Annotated in this window: 16 protein-coding genes; 5 read left to right on the forward strand and 11 right to left on the reverse strand. The window is 66.8% G+C overall.

Annotation, left to right across the window (positions count from 1 at the left end; all coding sequences use genetic code 11):
* The first annotated feature begins 112 nt into the window (after window positions 1-112).
* The 5 genes from HELO_RS11510 to HELO_RS11530 all read left to right on the forward strand — a co-directional run bounded on the left by HELO_RS11510 (window position 113) and on the right by HELO_RS11530 (window position 6528).
* Window positions 113-1708, forward strand: coding sequence for a solute:sodium symporter family transporter (locus HELO_RS11510; protein ID WP_013332841.1), 1596 nt, complete (start codon window positions 113-115; stop codon window positions 1706-1708).
* Between the two features lie 169 nt (window positions 1709-1877).
* On the forward strand, window positions 1878-2897 hold the full coding sequence (locus HELO_RS11515; protein ID WP_013332842.1) for a GlxA family transcriptional regulator: 1020 nt from the start codon (window positions 1878-1880) through the stop codon (window positions 2895-2897).
* Window positions 2888-4057, forward strand: a complete 1170-nt coding sequence (locus HELO_RS11520; protein WP_013332843.1) for an MFS transporter — start codon at window positions 2888-2890, stop codon at window positions 4055-4057. The genes HELO_RS11515 and HELO_RS11520 overlap by 10 nt, the downstream gene beginning before the upstream one ends.
* Before the next feature lie 27 nt (window positions 4058-4084).
* Window positions 4085-5476: a YcjX family GTP-binding protein gene (locus tag HELO_RS11525; RefSeq protein WP_013332844.1), complete on the forward strand. Its 1392-nt coding sequence runs from the start codon at window positions 4085-4087 to the stop codon at window positions 5474-5476.
* Entirely contained in the window at window positions 5473-6528 is a 1056-nt protein-coding gene (locus HELO_RS11530) for a TIGR01620 family protein (protein WP_013332845.1), read from the forward strand. The genes HELO_RS11525 and HELO_RS11530 overlap by 4 nt, the downstream gene beginning before the upstream one ends.
* A 21-nt stretch (window positions 6529-6549) precedes the next feature.
* Here the strand turns inward: HELO_RS11530 and HELO_RS11535 are convergent, their stop codons facing one another.
* The 11 genes from HELO_RS11535 to ptsP all read right to left on the reverse strand — a co-directional run bounded on the left by HELO_RS11535 (window position 6550) and on the right by ptsP (window position 21169).
* A complete protein-coding gene (locus HELO_RS11535) occupies window positions 6550-7788 on the reverse strand; it encodes a YbiU family protein (protein ID WP_013332846.1) in 1239 nt (412 codons plus the stop codon).
* Window positions 7789-7801: 13 nt separating this feature from the next.
* Window positions 7802-8923, reverse strand: coding sequence for an ABC transporter ATP-binding protein (locus tag HELO_RS11540; RefSeq protein ID WP_013332847.1), 1122 nt, complete (start codon window positions 8921-8923; stop codon window positions 7802-7804).
* Between the two features lie 19 nt (window positions 8924-8942).
* Window positions 8943-9821, reverse strand: coding sequence for a carbohydrate ABC transporter permease (locus tag HELO_RS11545; protein WP_013332848.1), 879 nt, complete (start codon window positions 9819-9821; stop codon window positions 8943-8945).
* Complete coding sequence (locus HELO_RS11550; RefSeq protein WP_013332849.1) at window positions 9814-10755, reverse strand: carbohydrate ABC transporter permease; 942 nt, start codon at window positions 10753-10755, stop codon at window positions 9814-9816. The genes HELO_RS11545 and HELO_RS11550 overlap by 8 nt, the downstream gene beginning before the upstream one ends.
* A gap of 59 nt (window positions 10756-10814) precedes the next feature.
* The gene (locus tag HELO_RS11555) at window positions 10815-12092 is read right to left on the reverse strand and encodes an ABC transporter substrate-binding protein (RefSeq protein ID WP_013332850.1); all 1278 of its coding nucleotides are present in this window, start codon (window positions 12090-12092) and stop codon (window positions 10815-10817) included.
* 258 nt (window positions 12093-12350) lie between these two features.
* Window positions 12351-13535 (reverse strand): AGE family epimerase/isomerase, encoded by a 1185-nt coding sequence (locus HELO_RS11560; RefSeq protein WP_013332851.1) that lies wholly within the window; start codon window positions 13533-13535, stop codon window positions 12351-12353.
* 135 nt (window positions 13536-13670) lie between these two features.
* Window positions 13671-15161: an ATP-binding protein gene (locus HELO_RS11565; RefSeq protein ID WP_013332852.1), complete on the reverse strand. Its 1491-nt coding sequence runs from the start codon at window positions 15159-15161 to the stop codon at window positions 13671-13673.
* Entirely contained in the window at window positions 15158-15883 is a 726-nt protein-coding gene (locus tag HELO_RS11570; protein ID WP_013332853.1) for a response regulator, read from the reverse strand. The genes HELO_RS11565 and HELO_RS11570 overlap by 4 nt, the downstream gene beginning before the upstream one ends.
* A gap of 136 nt (window positions 15884-16019) precedes the next feature.
* Window positions 16020-16817: a Cof-type HAD-IIB family hydrolase gene (locus HELO_RS11575; protein ID WP_013332854.1), complete on the reverse strand. Its 798-nt coding sequence runs from the start codon at window positions 16815-16817 to the stop codon at window positions 16020-16022.
* A gap of 120 nt (window positions 16818-16937) precedes the next feature.
* Complete coding sequence (gene nagE / locus HELO_RS11580) at window positions 16938-18632, reverse strand: N-acetylglucosamine-specific PTS transporter subunit IIBC (RefSeq protein ID WP_013332855.1); 1695 nt, start codon at window positions 18630-18632, stop codon at window positions 16938-16940.
* Window positions 18629-21169: a phosphoenolpyruvate--protein phosphotransferase gene (gene ptsP, locus HELO_RS11585; RefSeq protein WP_013332856.1), complete on the reverse strand. Its 2541-nt coding sequence runs from the start codon at window positions 21167-21169 to the stop codon at window positions 18629-18631. The genes nagE and ptsP overlap by 4 nt, the downstream gene beginning before the upstream one ends.
* Between the last annotated feature and the right edge of the window lie 37 nt (window positions 21170-21206).

Below are 21206 nucleotides of genomic sequence, written 5' to 3' on the forward strand. Positions count from 1 at the left end.
ATCTGCTTGCACGGCTCCTAAACTCCCCGCGTCGCTGTAAATTTACGAAATTTAATTTTTAAAAGTGCGAGCGACACGGCAATAAACCCCGACATTTACGGAACCTTCTGACATGCATGCCCTGACACTCGCTTCTTTCCTGTTCTTCACGGGTCTGGTGGCCCTCATCACCTGGCGGATCACCCGCCGCGACGACCACAAGAGTACCAACGGGCTCTTCCTGGCCGGTCGCAGCCTGACCTTCCCGCTGATCGCTGGCTCACTGCTGATGACCAACCTCTCCACCGAGCAGATGGTCGGGCTCAACGGCTCCGCCTTCAGCGACGGCCTGAGCGTGATGGCCTGGGAAGTGGTGGCCGTCATCGCCCTGGTGCTGCTGGCACTGTTCTTCCTGCCGCGCTTTTTGCGCAGCGGCATCGCCACCGTGCCGCAGCTGCTGGAGATACGCTTCGACAAGGCCACACAGCGCATCACCAACGTGATCTTCCTGCTTGCCTATGCGGTGATTCTGCTGCCGATCATCCTCTACTCGGGGGCCATGGGCTTGCAGGGCATGCTTGACCTGCATGGGCTGACAGGCATCGAGTCGCCGACACTGCTGCTGTGGCTGACCGTCTGGCTGGTGGGGCTGATCGGCTCGGTCTATGCCCTGTTCGGCGGCCTGCGTACCGTCGCCGTTTCCGATACGCTCAATGGCATCGGCCTGCTGGTCGGTGGCTTCGTCATCGTCTACTTCGGCCTGCAGGCGATCAGTGATGGCAGCGGCATCATGGCCGGCTGGGATACCCTCAAGCAGACCCATCCGGACAAGCTCGATTCCATCGGCGGGTCCGACCAGCAGGTGCCCTTCTTCACCCTGTTCACCGGCGTTTTCCTGATCAACGTCTTCTACTGGACCACCAACCAGCAGATCATCCAGCGCACCTTCGCCGCCAAGAACCTGGCCGAAGGCCAGAAGGGCGTGCTGCTGACCGGCTTCTTCAAGCTGCTCGGCCCCATCTACCTGGTACTGCCCGGCATCATCGCCTACCACCTCTATGCCGATCAGGGCATCAAGGCCGACGAAGCCTACGGTCACCTGGTGTTCAACGTGCTGCCGCCCTACCTCACCGGCTTCTTCGCCGCCGTGATGGTCGGCGCCATTCTGTCGTCCTTCAACTCGGCACTGAACAGTACCACCACCCTGTTCAGTCTCGGCTTCTACAAGGGCGTGCTCAACAAGGATGCCAGCGAGGCACAGGTGGTGCGCGCCAGCAAGATCTTCGGCTGGCTCATGGCCGTGATCGCCATGACCATCGCCCCGCTGCTGGCCGGTCAGGAAAGCCTGTTCGGCTACCTGCAGAAGATGAATGCCATCTACTTCATCCCCATCCTGGCGGTGGTTCTGGTCGGCCTGCTGACCAAGCGTGTGCCGGCCATGGCCGCCAAGATCGCCCTGGTCGGCGGCTGTCTGCTGATCTTCGCCGGTTATTTCATTCCGCCGTTCGACAAGCTGCCCCAGGTCATGCATGAGTTCCACTTCGTCGGCGCCGTCTTCGTGCTGCTGGTCGTGGGCATGCTGATCATCGGCAAGCTGCGCCCCCGGCCCGAGGCCTGGATTCACGAGGACAGCGGCGCGGTCGATCTCACGCCCTGGAAGGGAGCGGTACCCGTCGGCATCATCCTGGTGGTCCTGGTCGTCATCATGTATGCCGCCTTCGCCGGCTGACGACGCCAACCTTTTGCGCGACCTCGATGCCCCGCTTCCACGCGGGGCATCGTCGTTTCGCCACCGCATGCACCTGACCACCATGTCCCTATCGGTGGGATATCGGTCATTGTGGACACTCCTGCCTTCCGCCAGACTCAAGCCACTGCGTTGAGTTCCGGAGCCACCCATGACCTCCCCATCGCCCCATGCACGTCGCGTGGTACTGCTCGCCTATCCCGATTGCCAGGTTCTCGACGTTTGCGGCCCCTGGCAGGTCTTCGCCAGCGCCAACACACTCGCCGACCAGCCGCTCTATGAACTGAGCCTGGTCGCCCACTCTCCCGGCACCCTGGTCACCAACGGTGGCCTGGCGATGATGGCCGATCTCGACTGGCAGGGCCTGGAGGCACTCGGCGCCCCGGATACCCTGCTGATCGCCGGGGGCAGTGGCGTCTTTCAGCAGTGCCGACAACGCCACCACATCGACGGGCTGCGCGAGCTCGCTCCCGACATCCGGCGGCTGGGGGCCATCTGCAGCGGTGCCTTCCTGCTGGCGGAAGCGGGGCTACTGGACGACCGCCAGGCCACCACTCACTGGCGCCACTGCGACGCCCTGGCCCGAACCTATCCACGACTCCGCGTCATCCCCGATGCCCTCTACGTGGAAGACAAGGGCCGCTACACCAGCGCCGGCGTCACTGCCGGCATCGATCTCGCCCTTTCGATGGTCGAGGACGACCACGGCTCCGCCCTTGCGGGTCGCGTTGCCCGCGAGCTGGTGATGTTCCTGCATCGCCCCGGTGGCCAGGCCCAGTTCAGCGAGGCGCTTCTGGGCCAGCAACGCGCCACTGGCCCCTTGCGTGAACTGCTCGACCAGTTGCATGCCGATCCTGCCGCCGATCACGACCTGGAGAACATGGCGGCGCGCATGTCGGTCACGCCGCGCCATCTGTCGAGGTTGTTTCGGCGTCACCTGGACACCACGCCCGGCGCCTACCTGACTCGCCTGCGACTGGAGGGCGCACGCATGCACCTGCTCGACGCCCGCCCCGCTCCATCGCTCGAACGGCTGGCCGCGCAGTGGCGGCTGGGGCGCGCCGAACAATTGCGGCGCCTCTTCCATCGCCAGTACGGCGTCTCGCCCTCGGTCTACCGCCAACGCTTCGGCCCCGCCACGACACCCGCCAAGGAGGTTCCATGCCCCTGACCGTCTCCCTGCTCTCGCTATGCCAGGCCTTGCTGGTGAGCGGCAACATCCTGCTGATCGCCGTCTCACCGCTGATCGGCGCCCAGCTCGCCCCGGCCCCCGCCTGGTCCACCGCCCCGGTGGCCACGCAATGGCTCGGCCTGATGTGCGCCACCATTCCGGCTTCCCTGATCATGGCCAGGCTGGGCCGTCGTCGGGGCTTCGTGCTCGGCAACCTGATGGGCATCGCCGGCGCGGCTCTCGCCGTATTGGCCCTGCACGCGCAACGCTTCGACCTGTTCCTGGTCGCCACCTGGCTGATCGGCATCGGTATCGGCTTTGGCCAGCTCTATCGCTTCGCCGCCGTCGAGGCCGCGCCCGAGGGCGGTCGCGATCGTGCCATCGGCCTGGTGATGGGCGGCGGCGTATTGGCGGCCTTCTTCGGCCCCTGGCTGGCACGGCACAGTCACAGCCTGGCCGACACGCCCTACCTGGGCAGCTTCATCGGCCTCGGTGTGCTCTATCTCTGTGCCCTGGTCTTGCTGGCCTTCGTGCGCATGCCTGCCGGCACCCACGACACCAGCACCGGCGAGCAGCGCCCGCTGGGCGAGATCGTTCGCCAACCGGTCTTCATGCTGGCGGTCATCAGCGCCATGGTCGGCTACGGGGTGATGAACCTGGCGATGACCGCCACCCCGCTGGCCATGGCCGAGGCCGGCCACGATTTCAATCACGTCTCGACCACCATTCAGTGGCACGTGGTGGCCATGTTCCTGCCGTCCTTCGTGACCGGCCGCCTGACGGCCCGCTTCGGCGCCTCGCGCATGATCGTCTGCGGCTGCCTGCTGCTGATCGCCAGCGCCCTGACCGCCCAGCTCGATGCCGGATTGGCCGGCTTCTATGCAGGCCTGGTGCTGCTCGGCGTGGGCTGGAACTTCACCTTCCTGCCGGCCACCGGCCTGCTCACCGAAGCGCATGGTCCCGCCGAGAAGGCCCGCACCCAGGCCGCCAACGAATTCCTGGTGTTCTCCACCGTGGCCATCACCGCGCTGCTGGCCGGACCTGCGGTCTCCAGCCTGGGCTGGCCGCTGCTCAATGTCGTGCTGATCCCCTTGTGCGCCGTGCCGCTGGTGCTGCTCGGTCTTGCCTTCCGCGTCCATCGCCCACAAATTAGAGGCTGACGACATGGACGCCAGGCGGAACCTTGAATGCCCCAGGATTTGACACGCGACCTGCAGGACCTGATTGAACGCGGCCGTGACCGCCAGCTACGCCTGGCGGTCACCGGTCTGTCACGCGCCGGCAAGACCGCCTTTCTCACCTCGCTGGTCGACCAGCTTCGACACGCCGGCCTCGAGGCTCGGCTCGACCTGCTCGGCGCCGCCCGCGAGCAGCGCCTGCTCGGTGCCCAGCGCGTGGCCCAGCAGGATCTCGGCGTACCGCGCTTCCCCTACGACCAGGCCATGCAGGCCCTCGGCGCGGACCCGCCGAGCTGGCCGACGCCGACCCGCGGCATCAGCGAATTGCGCCTGAAGATCCGCTACCGCCGCGCCCATGCCAACTGGTGGCGCGGCAACACCGCCGAACTGACGCTCGATCTTTTCGATTATCCCGGCGAATGGCTGCTCGACCTGCCGCTGCTCGATCATGACTTCGCCAGTTGGAGTCGCACGCAATGCGAGGGCAACGGCCCCGCCCGACGCGCCCTGTTCGCCGACTGGCATGCCGCCATCGCGGAGCTCGACCCGGCCAGCGAGGTCGATGAAGCACGTCTCGCCGAACTGGCCGAACACTACGCCGAGGGGCTGCGTGCCGCCCGCGAGGCCGGCTTCTCCGATCTGCAGCCCGGCCGCTTCCTGCTGCCCGGCGACCTGGCCGGGGCGCCGGTGCTGCAGTTCTTCCCCCTGCCCGGCCTCGACGACTGGTCGGCCGAGGCCCTGGCAGCATTGCCCGACACCAGCCTCTACGCCACCCTGGCGCGGCGCTTCGCCTACTACCAGCAACGCATCGTGCGGCCCTTCTATCGGGATCATTTCCGACGCTTCGACCGCCAGATCGTGCTCGTCGATGTCCTCGGGGCGCTCAATGCCGGCCCGGAACGCTTCGAGGACCTGTCGCGCGCCCTGTCCCGCCTGATGCAGAGCTTCGACTACGGCCAGCGCAGTCTGCTGTCACGATTGTTCACCCCGCGCATCGACCGTCTGGCCATTGCCGCCACCAAGGCCGACCACGTCACTCCCGAGCAGCATGTGCGCCTGGTGGCATTGCTCGAGGCCCTGCTGGTCGAGCCACTCAAGGATCTGCGCTTCGCCAACGTGCCCGTCAAGGCGCTCTCCCTGGCCTCGGTACGCGCCACCGAGGTACGCGAGGTTACCCAGCACGGACGGACGACACCGGCCCTGCGCGGCACCGACCTGAACGGCGAGAGCGTGCTGACCTTCCCCGGCGAGGTGCCGACGCGACTGCCCGATGCCGATTTCTGGGCGCGCCAGGGTTTCGACTTCACAGCCTTTCGCCCCCTGCCACGCGAGCCCGGCCCCCTGCCCCACATTCGCATGGATGCCGCCCTCGACTGGCTGATCGGAGACAAGTTGACATGAACGACGCCCCACGCCAGGACACGCCGGATCCCCGGCCGGGCCAGCGATTCGATTCCCGGGCGCCCTCTCGCGAGCCGGACCCCGCCCCGGCCCATCGCTTCGAAAGCGACCTGTCGAGCCGCGCCCTGGCCCCGAGCGACGAGTCGGATGCCCCTGGACAGCCGGACCCGGCGGTACACCTCGGCCGCCCTCGCAAACGACGCTGGGGACTGCTCGGCGTGCTCACCGGCGCACTGGGCCTGGGAACCGCCGAATTCATCACCGGCCTGCCCGCCAGCCTGGCCGGCGGCGACTGGCTGACCGCCGGCTGGCAATTGCTCGGCCTCGCCGCCGTGGGGCTCGGCAGCCTGGCGATTCTGCGCGAGCTCTGGCGACTGCGCCGACTCGGCCGGCACGATCGCCTGCGCGAGGCGCTGGCACGGCTGCCCGAGTGCTCACCCGAACAGGCCATGACCTTGGCTCGTCACCTCAAGACCCAGCTCGACCTGCATGACGACCACCCTCACTGGCAGGCCTTTCTCGCCGCGCGCGAGCCGCATCACGACGGTCAGGATCTCGCCCCGCTGCTGGCCCATCATCTGCTTGCCCCGCGCGACCGCGAGGCACGGCGGCTGATATCGCGCATGAGCGGCGAGACCGCCGTGATGGTGGCGGTCAGTCCGCTGACCCTGGTCGACATGGGCCTGGTCGCCTGGCGCCACCTGGCCATGATCGACCGCTTGTGCCGACTCTACGGGCTGGAGCTCGGCTACGCCGCCCGCATTAGCCTGCTGCGCGACGTCTTTCGCCAGATGGCCTTCGCCGGCGCCACGGAACTGGCCAGCGACGCCAGCATGCAGATGCTCTCGCTGGATCTCGCCGGCCGACTTTCCACCCGGGCCGCCCAGGGCCTGGGCGTCGGCCTGCTGGGCGCGCGACTCGGGCTGCGCACCCAGCGCCTGACCCGGCCGCTGGCCTTCGACGAGGCCGAACGGCCCCGCCTCAACGACCTGCGCCGCGATCTCTGGCAGCAACTGCGCCGCCTCGAGAACAAGGACAAGCGTCCGTCCTGAGGCACCCTGGCCACAGGCGCTTCACCCGCCCATCTGCTGGCGGCCCAGGGCATCGAGATCCGCGGGCCGGGCACGACCGGTGAAGTCGACCTCGAAGTCGTCCGGCGCGAAATCGGGCGGCGTGCGTCCTTCGACGAAGGCCTGCCATTGTCCCGGCAGGTAGGCCGCATTCTTGTCGCACCAGGGCGCGGCCCCGATGTACATGACGTTGCTGTCGTACTCGCCGTCATGCTCGGGATCAACGGCGTGCACCACATCGCAGTGCCACCAGATGGTGTCGCCGGGCTCGAGATCGGGAATCGGCGTCAGCGCTTCCAGCAACGGCGCGTGCCAGTGGGGATCGATCGACAGCGCGCGACCGGGTCGGGCACCGCACAGGTCATCCTCCGGCACATCATCCTGCAATGCCCGCAACAGCAGATAGCTCATCACATTGGCGATGGGAATCAGGTTCAGGGTTCCGGCGCCCGAGCGTTGCGGTGTCAGCGCCGTCCAGCCCTGGAAGGTGCGGAACATCGAACATACCGCCGGCGAGGCGATCTCGCGCACCTGGGTACGCCCCAGGGCGGCGAAGGGATCGAAGCGCTCGGGCACCCCGCGAAAGACATGGCGATAGACGTAGCGGAAGCCGTCGTCGAGCCAGCGCTCCACGGAGCCACCATCGACATGAGGCGACAGCCCCAGGCTTCCCGAACCCGGCGGTCGGCGACGCAGCCGGTCGGCATAGCTGGCTAGATGGCCGGGATCGAACTCTTCGCCGGCATCCCACAGGCGATTGAGAAACACCTGGACGTCACACAGCCGCGCGTCCTGGCGCGCCTGTACCTGGGGCGATGACCAGTAGACGCCGTAGATCTGCGGCTTGCCCTGTTCGAGCTCGCCGAAATAGGGATCATCGGCGGCATTCGCCAGGCGCTGCATGAAGCGATTGCGCTCGAGGTAGTCACCGATCTCGGCATTCCAGTGTCGCGCGCGCTCGGCCGGGAAGACACCGGCGACGGCACAGGCACCGCGCTGGCGAATGCGCTGTCGATCGGCCTCGGAGAGTCGGCCGGCGATGATGTCATCGGCCGCGAAGCGGGGAATCGGATGCTCGCCGGCGGCGCGTTCCGCCCTGATGCGTTCGACCTGCGTCAGGATGTCGTCCCGGGCGCGCTCGAAGGCGCCACGGTAATCCGGCAGGTCGCGTTTCAGGCGCTGTTTGGTGTCACGAATCGTCGCGCGGAGCGTATCGGCAGAATCGGGGCATTCTCGTGTCATGGCGGCTTCCCTCTCAGGCAAGGCGAGCTTCGGTGTCGGCATCGAACAGCACGGCGCGTCGCATGTCGACACGCAGGCCGAGCCGTTCACCCGATGCGACCCGGCAGTCCGGGCCCACCCGGGCGGTGATCTCCGTATCGCCGAGCGGCAAGCGCAGCAGGATATCGGCACCGGTGGGCTCGACCACACTGACCCTGGCCGAAAGCGGCGTGCCCTCGGCCCGATCGCCCAGTCGGGTGTCTTCCTCGGCGAAGTGTTCGGGGCGCAGGCCGAGCGTCACTGTCTGCCCGACACGTTCGGCCAGCACCGGCGTCTCACGGGAATCCGGCCACGGCAGCGTCAACGCCGCCTCGCCTTGAGTGGCGACATACAGTCGATAGGCGCCGGGCCCGCCCGCCAGTTCCGCCTCGATGAAATTCATCGACGGCGAGCCCATGAAACCCGCCACATACTTGTCGACCGGATCGTTGTAGACCTCGTCCGGCGTGCCCAACTGCAGGATTCGGCCATCGCGCATCACGGCGATGCTGTCGGCCAGGGTCATGGCCTCGATCTGGTCGTGGGTCACGTAGACGATGGTGGTGCCCAGCCGCTGGTGGAGCTTCTTGATCTCGGTGCGCATCTCGACGCGCAGCTTGGCGTCCAGGTTGGAGAGCGGCTCGTCGAACAGGTAGATCTGCGGCTCCCGGGCCAGGGCACGCCCCATGGCCACGCGCTGACGCTGTCCGCCGGAGAGCTGCGACGGCTTGCGATTAAGCAGATGCGAGATCTGCAGCAGGTCGGCGACGCGCTCCACCGCCGCATCCCGCTCGGCCTTCGGCACCTTGCGCATCTCCAGACCGAAGGCGATATTGCCGTGCACCGTCATGCTCGGATAGAGCGCATAGGACTGGAAGACCATGGCGATGTCGCGCTCGGCGGGGGTTCGCCAGGTGATGTCGTCGCCGCCCACCTTGATGCGGCCCGAAGTGACCGGCTCCAGGCCGGCGATGGCATTCATCAGGGTCGACTTGCCGCACCCCGAGGGGCCCACCAGGATCAGGAACTCCCCGGAGTCGATGGCCAGGCTGACCTCCTCGAGCACCCGGGTCGTACCGAAATCCTTGCAGACATTGTCGATTTCCAAAGCTGACATGGCGAATTACCTCGCGTTGTTATCCTTTTACCGAACCGGCGGTGAGCCCCCTCACGAAATACTTTCCTGCCAGCACATAGACCACCAGGGTCGGCAGCGCGGCGATCATGGCGGCGGCCATGTCGACGTTGTATTCCTTCACGCCGGTGGAGGTGTTGACCAGGTTGTTGAGCGCCACCGTCACCGGCTGGGTGTCGTGCCCGGAAAACGCCACGCCGAACAGGAAGTCGTTCCAGATCTGGGTGAACTGCCAGATCACCGAGACCACGATGATCGGCTTGGAGACCGGCAGCAGGATTCGCCAGAAGATACGGAAGAAGCCCGCGCCGTCGAGCTTGGCCGCCGAAACCAGCTCGTCGGGGATCGAGACGTAGAAGTTGCGGAAGAACAGCGTGGTGAAGGCGATACCGAATACCACATGCACGAATATCAGGCCGGCCCGCGAACTCGACAGCCCCAGCCAGCCCAGCGTCTGGGCCATGGGCAGCAGGATGACCTGAAACGGTATGAAGCAGCCGAACAGCATCATCGCGAACACCAGCTCGGCCCCCTTGAAACGCCACTTGGTCAGGGCGTAGCCGTTCAGGGCACCGATCAGGGTGGCGATGATCACAGCGGGAATCACGATGGCGAAGGAGTTCCAGAAGTAACCGCTCACCCCATCGCAGCGCATGCCGGTGCAGGCCGATCCCCAGGCCTTCAGCCAGGGGGCCAGCGTCGGGTTGTCGGGCAGGGCCAGCAGGCTGCCGGCGCCGATCTCGTCGAGGGGCTTGATGGAGGTCAGCACCATTACCGCCAGCGGCAGCAGGTACCAGAGCGCCGCCACGAGCAGCGTCAGGTGGAGCATCAGGCGCCAGACACGCGCCGCCGGGGTCCGGGATCGAATCACGTTATCCATGTCGACGGCTCCGCAATTCCGCATAGAGATAAGGCACCAGGATCGCCAGCACGCCACCCAGCATCAGGATGGCACTGGCCGAGCCCATGCCGATCTGGGCGCGGGTGAAGGCATGGGCGTACATGAAGGTCGCCGGCAGATCCGAGGAATAGCCCGGACCACCGCCGGTCAGCGCCACCACCAGGTCGAAGCTCTTGATGGCGATGTGCGAGAGGATCATCACCGCGCTGAACACCACGGGACGCAGGCAGGGCATCACCACCCGCCAGTAGATGCGAGGCAGGCTGGCCCCATCGAGCTGGGCGGCCTTGAGGATGCTGTCGTCGATGCCGCGCAGCCCGGCCAGAAACAGCGCCATGACGAAGCCCGAGGCCTGCCACACCGCCGCGATGACCAGGGTATAGACGGCCATGTCCGGGTCCACCAGCCAGTCGAAGGTGAAGGACTCGAATCCCCAGCCACGCACCATGGCCTGGATGCCGAGACCGGGATTGAGCAGCCATTTCCACACCACCCCGGTGACGATGAACGACAGTGCCATGGGGTACAGATAGAGAGTACGCAGCATGCCCTCGCGACGGATGCGCTGATCGAGCAGGATCGCCAGCCCCGCCCCCAGTACCAGGCACAGAGCGACGAAGAGCACACCGAACACGCCGAGGTTGGTGGCCGCCACCCACCAGCGTTCATTGTTCATCAGTCGCGCATACTGGGCGAAGCCGACGAAGTCGTAGCTCGGCAACATGCGCGAATCGGTCAGGGAGAGGACGAAGGTCCACAGCATGAAGCCATAGACGAAGCACAGCGAGATCACCACGGACGGCGCCAGCACCAGTTTGGGCAACCAGGCCTGGAGATGACCGGCCACGCTGGGGCGCGAGATCGTCGCGCCGCCGGGCCGCGCCGCCTCCCCGGGAGTCGAAACGGATTTCATAGGACTACCTCAGGCTCGAGAAGAATACGACGCCCGCTCCCGCGGGCGCCGTAAGGACATCACATGGCCAGCTTGGCGGCCTGCCCCAGCCGCTCGGCGGCTTGCTCGGCGGTCATGTCGCTCGAGTTGAAGTAGTTGGTGATGATGTCGAAGAAGGCACCCTGCACATCGCTGCGCATGGCCATCCGGTGCGCCATGCTGGGCACCAGGGTGTCGGCGTCACGCGCCGCCTGGAAGTCTTCCATGGAGCGCTTGGCGCAACTGTCGAAGCCGCTCATGTCGAGATCGGGACGCGCCGGGATCGAGCCCTTGATCTGGTTGAAGGTCTTCTGGAAATCCGGCTCCAGGATCAGGCGAGCCAGGGTCTGCTGGGCCTGCTGTGCGGATTCGTCGCCGAGCTGGAACATGGCGAAACTGTCGATGTTGAAGGTGAAGGCATCCTCGGTGCCCGGCACCGGCGCACAGACATAATCCTCGCCGGCCTGCATCTCGGCGGCGGTGAATTCGCCCTTGGCCCAGTCGCCCATGATCTGCATGGCGGCTTCGCCATCGATCACCATGCCGGTGGCCTGGTTCCAGTCGCGCCCCGGCATGCCCTCGTCCATCAGCCCGCGCAGGCGCTTGAAGGTGGTCAACGCCTCGATCATGGTGTCGCTCTGCAGCGCCTGCTCATCGAGATCGACGAAGGCACGACGATAGAAGTCGCTGCCGCCGAGACTCAGTACCACGCTCTCGAAGGTGGTGGCATCCTGCCAGGGCTGCCCGCCGTGGGCCAGCGGCACATATCCCGCCTCACGCAGGGTCTCGCCGGCGGCGAACAGCTCGTCCCAGGTGGTCGGCATCTCGACGCCAGCGTCATCGAGCACCTCGGGATTGGCCCACAGCCAGTTGACGCGGTGCACGTTCACCGGCACCGCCACGTAATGGCCGTCGTGCCGCATCATGTCGGACACTACCTCGGGCAACAGCTCGTCCCAGTTGCCTTCTTCGGCCACATCGTCGAGGTTGCCGAGCAGGCCCAACTCGCCCCACTCCTGGATCTCCGGCCCGTTGATCTGCGCCGCCGCCGGCGGGTTGCCGGACATGGCGCGCGACTTGAGTACCGTCATGGCGCTGTCGCCGGCACCACCGGCCACGGCGAAGTCCTTCCATTCATGGCCCTCCGCCTCGAGCAGGTCGCGCAATTCGCCCACCGCCTTGGCCTCCCCGCCGGAGGTCCACCAGTGCAGGACTTCCACCTCACCGGCCTGGGACTGGCCGGCGGCGCCCAGGGTACCGGCCACGGCCAGTCCCAGCAGGGTGTGGCGGAGTGGTGAGAATCGCATCAATGCGCGCATAGAACGTGCCTCCTGAATTGTTGTTGTCTTGCGCCGCCGAAGCGGCTCTCATCACGCTAGCGCACTCCTCCGCCCCGGGGGATTACCAAGTACTGAATAGTGTTGCCGGACTATTGCAATGCCGAAACAATGTTAAACACCGGTAACATAATTCCTCGCCTGCAAGGCCCAAGGTCATTGCAGACAGGGGGATCGTCCGGGGCTGATCCGTCGACAAGCCTGCAAGGAGGCGTCCTCTTCGGCTTGTCCCCGGCGCCCCTAGCGGTATGGCCTCGCCTTCAATGCGGCCATGGCGTCCTGACAGGCCCCCATGGTGTGATAATCGACCTTGCCCGCCGGACTCTTGACGTCGGAATAGCGGTGATTGTCGGCATCGAGCAGGCGATACCAGGCGCCGTGACGATGATCGATCATGTGCTGCCAGCTGAAGTCCCAGATGCGTCGATACCAGCGCCAGTAGATATCGCGGCCGGTCCGCTCGCCCAGCATGGCCGCCGCGGCGAAACTTTCGGCCTGCACCCAGAAGTACTTGTCGGCGTCGCTGATCCGCCCGTCCAGATCGAGCCCGTAGACCAGGCCCCCCGTCTGCGGATGCCAGCCGGCCTCCACGCTGCTCGAGAACAGGCGCTCGGCGGTGGGCAACAGCCAGTCCTCGGGCCGGTATCGATCGAGCATGACCAGCAACTTGGCCCATTCGGTCTGGTGCCCCACCTGATAGCCCCAGGGGCGGAACAGGTGGCTCGGGTCATCACGGTTGTAATCCAGGTCTCGACGCCATTGGGCATCGTAGTGCTCCCAGATCCAGCCATGTTCATGGTCGCGATTGGCGTCGATGATGGCCCGGGCGACGGTCATCGCCTGGGTCAGGAAATCCGCGTCTCCGGTGGCCTCGTAAGCCGAGATCAGCGCCTCGCAGGCATGCATGTTGGCGTTCTGGCCCCGATAGCCGGACACATGCCACTGGCGGTCGGCCTCGTCGGCGAAACGCCCGTGCTGTGGTTCCCAGAACCGGCGCTGCAGCATGGCGTGAGTCGCGTAGAGGCCCTCCCGCGCCCCGGGCACCTCGGTCTTGAGCGCTTCGGCATAGGCCAGCAGCACGAAGGCCAGCCCATAGCAGTGGTTGGTGTCGTCCTCCACCTCGCCATCCGACAGGGTCCAGGCGTAGCCTTGATAGGCCGTCTGGAAATGGGCCTGTTCCAGGTAGTCGAGCCCGTGCCGTGCCCAGTCGCGATACTCCGACTCACCGCTGTGCCGCGCGAAGCGGGCATAAATCACCACGAAGCGGGCGCTCGACACCAGATGGCGATGCTGTCGGTCGAGGATGGCGCCATCGTCACGCAGGTAATGAAAGAAGCCACCCTGCGGGTCGATGGCACGCGGATGATAGAACGCCATGGTCGTGCGGACATGGCCATCGAGAAAAGCGGGATCGAAGATGTTCACGATATTCCCTCCGAATGGTTTCGAGACTCTGGCTTGGCGGCGCGTCCTTCCCGCCACATGAATGTATGTTGCCGAATCCGCAATCGATCTGCCTGGCGCGGCTTCCCCAAGTGCCAGGCGCTGCCTGAAAAATGGCTAGAGCTCTGCACTCCCGGAATCCTGGCGGGGCAACATCAAGCTCACCACCAGCCCGCCTTCGGGATGGTTGTCCAGCGCCAGCCGGCCGCCGTGGGCCTGGATGATGTGCCGGGCGATGCCCAGCCCCAGGCCGCTGCCGCCGGTGTGACGGCTGCGCGACGGTTCGAGCCGCACGAAGGGCGAGAAGACCCGTTCGCGCTGTGCCGGCTCGATGCCGGGGCCATGATCGCGGATCGCCATCTGCAGGCTGTCCGGCGTATCCTCGAGCCGCACCTCGGCGCGCCGGCCATAGAAGACGGCATTCTCCAGCAGGTTGGTCAGGCAACGCTTGAAGGCCAGCGGCTTGACGGCCACAGGCGCGGCCTCTCCCATCACCCGCACCTCGCCGCCCTGCAATGCCATCTCGCCGGCCAGCTCATCGCACAGTGCGCGCGGCTCGATGATCTCGACCTCTTCGTGCATGTCGAGGCCCTTGACCGAATCCAGCGCGCCCCGGACCAGTTGATCCAGTTCGTCCAGGGAAGCGCAGAAACGCTCGCGCAGCATCGGGTCGTCGAGCATTTCGGCACGCAGGCGCAGGCGAGTGATGGGCGTCTTCAGATCGTGGGAAATCGCCGAGAAGAGCCGCTCGCGCTCCTCCACCTGATGCTGGATGCGCCGCTGCATGCGATTGAAGGCGATGGCGGTCGCCGCCACCTCGCGGGGCCCGCCTTCGCTGAGTGGCGGACTGTCGAGATCGTCGCCCAGCCGACGAGCGGCCCGCGACAGCCGTGCCAGGGTTCGAGTGGCGCTGCGGATACCGAGCCACGACAGGCCGATGACCGTCAGCAGCACCATCAAAGCCACGAACAACCGGTCCCCGGACAGCCAGCCGCCGTCATGGAAGACATCCGACACCGGCAGCAGCGTAGCGACATACAGCCACTGGCCGCGCTCCAGCGGCAGCTGTACCACCAGAATCGGCTGCGACAGCGGCGCACTCATCAGGCTGTGCTGCCCCCAGCGCGGCGGCATGTCGCGCAGCAACACCTCGTTGTTGAGCAAGCGCAGGGTATCGGGCCGGGTAAAGGTCACCTCGGCGTCCGTCACGCCGATTTCATCGCGCAGCACATCGTGAAAGTTGTCGATCACCAGCGCCTTCGCCGACCCTTCGCCGATATCGTCCACCTCGATGCGATGGTCGTTGACGCTGACGAAGAATCGCGTGCCGCCCATGTCGCGCAGTTGGTCGAGCACGATGTGGCGATAGTCATACGGCAGGGAGCGAAAGAAGCGCACCGTGGAGGCAACGCTGTAGGCAATATTACTCGACAGTTCGTCGAGCCGGGCGAGCTGGCCATCACGTGCCTGGGCCGTCCAGATGGAATAGCTGGCGAGCTGCGCGCCCAGCACCCCGACCACCATGATCAACAGGAAGCGGCCACGCAGGGAGCTCGGTAACCCTCGCGCCAACGAACGACGCCAGCGTCGCCAGGTGGCGCGCCTCACGCGATCACATCCACCCGGGCCGCCAGCACATAGCCCGTGCCGCGCACCGTGCGAATCAGCTGCGAATGCTGGGCGTCTTCGCCCAGCCGTTGGCGCAACCGGCAGACGTGCACATCGATGGAACGATCCAGCGGCGGCGCCGGACGCCCACGGGTCAGGTCGAACAGGGCCTCCCGCGAGAGCACCTGTTCGGCATGCTCGAGGAAGACCTGCAGCAGCGAGAAATCAGCCCCCGACAGGGCACTGCGCATACCGCGCTCGTCGATCAGCTCACGCGTCACGCGGTCCAGGCGCCAGTCGCCGAAGGCCACGATCCGGGCCATCCCCGAACCGGCCGAGTCGCCGCGGGGCCGGCAGCGGCGCAATACCGCCTTGACCCGCGCCAGCAACTCGCGGGGATTGAAAGGCTTGCCCAGATAGTCGTCGGCACCGAGCTCCAGCCCGAGGATCCGATCGGTCTCGTCGGGGCTGGCGGTCAACATGATGATCGGCACCTCGCTGTCCCGGCGTACCTCGCGGCAGATGGCAAACCCATCGTCGCCGGGCAGCATCAGATCGACGACCAACAGGTCGGGGCGCTCGGTGGCCAGCAAGGCACGCAACGCCTCCGCGTCCTCGGCCATCAGGGCACGGTAACCGTGGCGCGTCAGGTAATCGGCGAGCAGGTCACGGATCTCCGGGTCATCGTCGACCACGACCAGGGTGGCGGCAGGCGTCGTCATCGGCACTATCACCGGCAGCGGTGGCGCTCGATAAGCGCCGTGTCGAACATCGTCATGCCCGATACTCTAGGCCCCTACCCGCACGCTGGCGATACCACCAAGGTGGCAACAGTGGACAACGCCGGCCCCGGAGCTCCTAGAGCGCGAAGCGCTCGATCAGGCGTTGCGCCACGGCGGCCTGGTCGTGGGAACCGATGCGCAACGCGCCGGGCACAGCTTCCATCAGGGCCGGGTGGGCATTGCCCATCACATGGGCCTCGCCGGCCAGGTCGAGCATTTCGATGTCGTTGCGATTGTCGCCGAAGGCCAGGCAGCGCTCGGCCGGGATCTCCAGTTGCGCCAGCAAGGCGGTCAGCGCCGTGCCCTTGTTGACCCCGCCGGCCATGATCTCCAGCGAGTTGTCCATGGAGTAGGTGATGTGCAGTTCCCTCTCCGCGCGACGCCGTGCCTGTTGCTCCAGTTCGCCGAGCGCGGCGGGCTCACCGATGTAGAGCACCTTGCCCACGCCCTCGCCATCCAGGCCGTCGAGTTCGGCCACCCGATAGCCGAAACCGGTATGCGTATGCAAGGCCAGCAACTCAGGCGCCGGCGCATCGATCAGCCATTCATCGTCATGGTAGAGGTTGAGTCGCACCGCCTCGGGGCGCGGCAAGCGGATCAGCTCGCGCGCCAGCCCTGCCGGCAGGTAGCGCGCCTCGATCAGCCGGCCATCCGGTGAATGGGTATAAGCCCCGTTGGTGCTGATGATGTGGGCCTCGATGCCGAGATGATCGCGAAACGCCAGGATGTCGCGATAATGTCGACCGGAGGCCAGCACGATGTGATGCCCCTGCCCCGCCAGGGCGCGCAGGGTATCGACCGTCACATCCGCCAGGGCGTGATCGGCGCCGAGCAGGGTTCCGTCGAGATCCGTGACGATCAGGTGAGCCGTCATGCGTTGTCCCTCACACGATGAATGAGACGCCAGTCTAACAGCCCGTCCGGGGCGATGCCCCGAACGGGATGACCAGCATTTGCCGTGCGGCCATCGTGCTAGCCGACCAACGATCGACGCTCAGCCGCGCGCCGCCAGGGAAGCGGCGATGTCAGAGGCCTGCGGGCCGACCACCAGATGCCAGGTGCGCTCGCCGACGGCCATGGAACCGAGACAGCCCAGCGTCTTCAGTGCTGCCGTATCGAGGGATGCCTCGTCATGCAGCTCGACGCGCAGGCGAGTCCCGGCCCGGGCGGCAAGGTCGCGAAGGTTGTCGCGTCCGCCGAGCGCGGCCAGCCAGGCGGCGACCTGATCGTCGGACAGCGATGCCTCGGCGGTTTCTTCCACCGGCTGATGTGGCGTGTCGTCCTCGGATACCGGCGGCTCGACACCGGCAGCGGCCACGGCGGCACGAATCTCGTCGGCCACGCCATCGGCGATGGGCCCCAGCACGACCTGCAGACCGCCACCGCCGAGGCGCATCACACCGCGCGATCCCAGCGACTTGAGGGCAGGCTCGTCGATGGCATCGGCATCGGCCAGCACCAGACGCAGCCTCGTGGTGCAGGCACCGACGCTGCGCAGGTTGGCTGCCCCGCCGAGCGCGGCAACGAAGGCAGGTCCCCGCTCGCTGGCCTGCCCCTCCGCCGGGCGGGACATGGCGGTCTCCTCGTCACGGCCCGGCGTGGGCAGGTCGAAGCGCTGGATCGCCCAGCGAAAGACGCCGTAGTAGATCACGAACATGGCCAGGCCGACCGGCAACATCAGCCAGCCATTGGTGGAAAGGCCATAGGAAAGGGCGTAGTCGAAGGCGCCGGCCGAGAAGGTGAAGCCGAGCTTCACGTCGAGCAGCTGCATCAGTGCCATGGACAGGCCGGTCATCACCGCATGGAACACATAGAGCAGCGGCGCCAGGAACATGAAGGTGAACTCGATGGGCTCAGTCACCCCGGTCAGGAAGGCGGTCAGCGCCAGCGACATCAGCAGGCCGCCCACCTGGGCACGGCGTGCCTTGGGCGCGGCGTGATACATGGCCAGCGCCGCGGCCGGCAGGCCGAACATCATCACCGGGAAGAAGCCGGCCATGAAGCCTCCGGCACCGGGATCGCCGGCGAAGAAGCGATTCAGATCGCCGGTGGCGCCATCGAAGCTGCCGAACACGAACCACACGAAGCTGTTGAGCACATGGTGCAGCCCGGTGACGATCAGCAGGCGATTGAGCGCCCCGTAGACGAACTTGCCGAGCGCACCGGCCTCTATCAGCCAATGCCCCAGACCATCGATGCCCGCCTGGATCGCCGGCCAGCCCCAGCCGAAGACGATGCCGAGCAGCACCGCCGCCAGGCCCGTGGCGATCGGCACGAAACGCCGCCCGCCGAAGAAGGCCAGGTATTCCGGCAACTGGATGGCCCGGTAGCGGTTGTATATCAACCCTGCCACGGAGCCGATGATCACCCCGGCCAGTACCCCCATGTTGATGTCGGGGTTGATGGTGTGCAGCACCGCGTCCAGCACCAGGTAGCCGACCACCCCGGCCAGCCCCGCCGCACCGTTGCTGTCATCGGCGAAACCGACCGCCAGGCCGATGGCGAAGATCAGCGCCAGATGGTCGAAGATCGACTGGCCGGCGGCAGCCACGAAACCGATATCCAGCAGGTCGGGCTGGCCCAGTCGCAACAGCAGGCCGGCTACGGGCAGCACCGCGATGGGCAGCATCAAGGAACGTCCGAGCAATTGCAGCCCGGCCATGAGGCGGGAGCCTAGTTCGCGAGTCATGATGGGATCCTCTCGGGAGTTGTTGTTGTGGCGTCGGACACGGATTCATGGATCTCGGCGAGACGCCGACGCACGCTTGCGGCATCGGGCATCGCCAGCAGATCCGGCAGTTCGCGGGCCAGCGAAGCGGCATCGAGTCGACGAATCGACGCCTTGATGGCAGCCACCCGGGCCGGCTCGACGGACAGCTCATCGACGCCCATCGCCACCAGCAGGGAGGCGGCCAGCGGATCACCGGCCGCCGCACCGCACACCCCCACCGGGCAGCGACCGGCGGCGCCCTCGACGGTGGCCTGGATCAGGCGCAGCACGCCGGGATGCAGGACATCGGCGCGGGCTGCCAGGTGCGGGTCCTCGCGATCCATGGCCAGGGCATACTGGGTCAGGTCGTTGGTGCCGATCGACAGGAAGTCGGCCTGTTCGGCCAGGTTTGCCGCGCACAGGGCGGCGCTGGGCACCTCGACCATGGCGCCGAGACGCGGCCGCTCCGTGAGGCCACGTTCCACGGCAACGGCCTCTAGCCGCTCGCGCACCCAGGCCAGTTCTCCGACCTCGCTGACCATCGGCACCATGATGCGCAGGGCATCCAGCGGCACGACGCCGAGCAAGGCGTGCAATTGGGTATCGAGCAGTGCCGGCTGGTCATGCCACAGCCTCACCCCGCGCACGCCGAGCGCCGGATTGGGCACCTCGGGCAGGCGCAGATAGGGAAGCTGCTTGTCGGCACCGATATCCAGGGTACGAATGATCACCGGCTTGCCGCCGAGCGCCGTCAGGCTGGTCTGGTACTCGTGGCACTGCTCCGCCTCGTCGGGCGCGGTATCGCGGCCCAGGAACAGGAACTCACTGCGCATCAGGCCGACGCCGTCGGCACCGGATTCGGCCGCCAGCCGCGCTTCGCTGCTGTCGCCGATGTTCGCCGCCACTTCGATCTCGCGACCGTCGCGCGTGACGGCCGGTTCGAAGGCCTCGGCACGCTCGACCTCCCGGCGCTCGGCATCGCGGCGCAGGGCCTCGCGCACCGCTGCCAGGCGCGCCTCGTCGGGCGCGGGCTCGAGACGCCCGGCATGGGCGTCGAGCACTGCATGCTCTCCGCTCACGTCCTCGAGTGCCTCGCCCATGGCCACCAGGCAGGGAATACCACGCGCCCGGGCCAGGATCGCCACGTGCGACGTCGTGCCGCCGGCCTTCAGGCACAACCCGGCAGGACCGCGCTCGGCGAGGTCGACGAACTGCGAGGGAGAGAGATCATCGGCCACCAGGATGGCCCCTTCGGGAACATCGGGCAGCGGGGCCGCACCGGCCTCGGCGAACTCGGCCATGACATGACGCTGCAGGTCGCGCAGATCGGCCACGCGTCCCGCCAGCAAGGCATTGCCGGTGGCTCGCAGTTGTTCGGCCTCGTCATCCAGCGCCTCGCGCCAGGCCTGACCGGCACTGCGACCGGCCTCGATGCGAGCCGTGGCCGACTCGAGCAACCCCGGATCGTCCAGCCAGGCCAGGTGCGCCTCGAAGATATCCGCTTCGGCGCGCTGCCCCTGCCGTTCGGCCTGCTCGCGCGCGTTTTCCAGGGAACGCCCGACCCGCTCCAGGGCGGCCCGCAGATCCTCGCGTTCGACCGCCTCGCCACGTCCGTCGTAAGGCACCGCCGGCAGCGGCAGGCTCAGCGTCACCAGCGGGCCGATCGCCAGGCCCGGACTGGCGACGAGGCCGGCGAACTCACCTTCGGCCACGGAGGCCGGCATCGTCGCTTCCTGCTGCGGCTCGGCACCTTCCGGCGTGGTCAGCAGCTCGGCGATGGCCGCCAATACGGCCTGGGTATCCTCGCCCCGGGCGTGCAGGACCACCTCGCTGCCTTCGGCCAGGCCGAGGTTCATCAGGGCACTCACGCTGTCGCCACGCGCCTCGGCGTCGCCATGTCCGAGTCGCACCTCGGCGTCGTGCCGCTTCACGATGGCGCGCACCCGGGCTGCCGGTCGGGCGTGCAAGCCGGCCTCGAGTGCCAGCGTCACGCGGCGTTCCTGCCAGGGCCCTGTGCGCTCGGTCGTTGCCGTGTCGGACGCCGTGGCGGGCGTCAGGCTCATCAGCGCGGCGCCACGTTCGACATACCCGCCCGTGGCGTTCGCCTCGAGACGCAGACGCCAGCCGGCGTCATCGGTTACCACCAGCGGCGTGATCAGTGACCTGGCCCGCTCGGCCAGCAGCTCGGGATCGAAACAGCACAGTGGCTCGCCGGTCTTCACCCGCTGCCCCACTGCGACGTTCAATTCGATGCCCTGGCCCTGAAGTTCGACGGTATCCAGTCCCAGGTGAATCAATACCTCGACGCCCTGCTCGGTCTTCAGCGTCAGGGCGTGCCGGGTCTTGGCGCACTGCACCACCTCGCCGTCGCAAGGCGCGTGGAGCACGGGCTCCAGTGGATCCAGGGCGATGCCCTCGCCCAGGGTTCCGCCGGCGAAGACCGGGTCGGGAACATCGGACAAGAGCGTCACGATGCCAGTGGCCGGGGCCACCAGGGTCAGTTTGGAGGAAGACATGATCGACTCCGATACATTGTTGTTGTCGCAGCCCGAG

The organism is Halomonas elongata DSM 2581 (genome assembly GCF_000196875.2).
Lineage (GTDB): Bacteria > Pseudomonadota > Gammaproteobacteria > Pseudomonadales > Halomonadaceae > Halomonas > Halomonas elongata.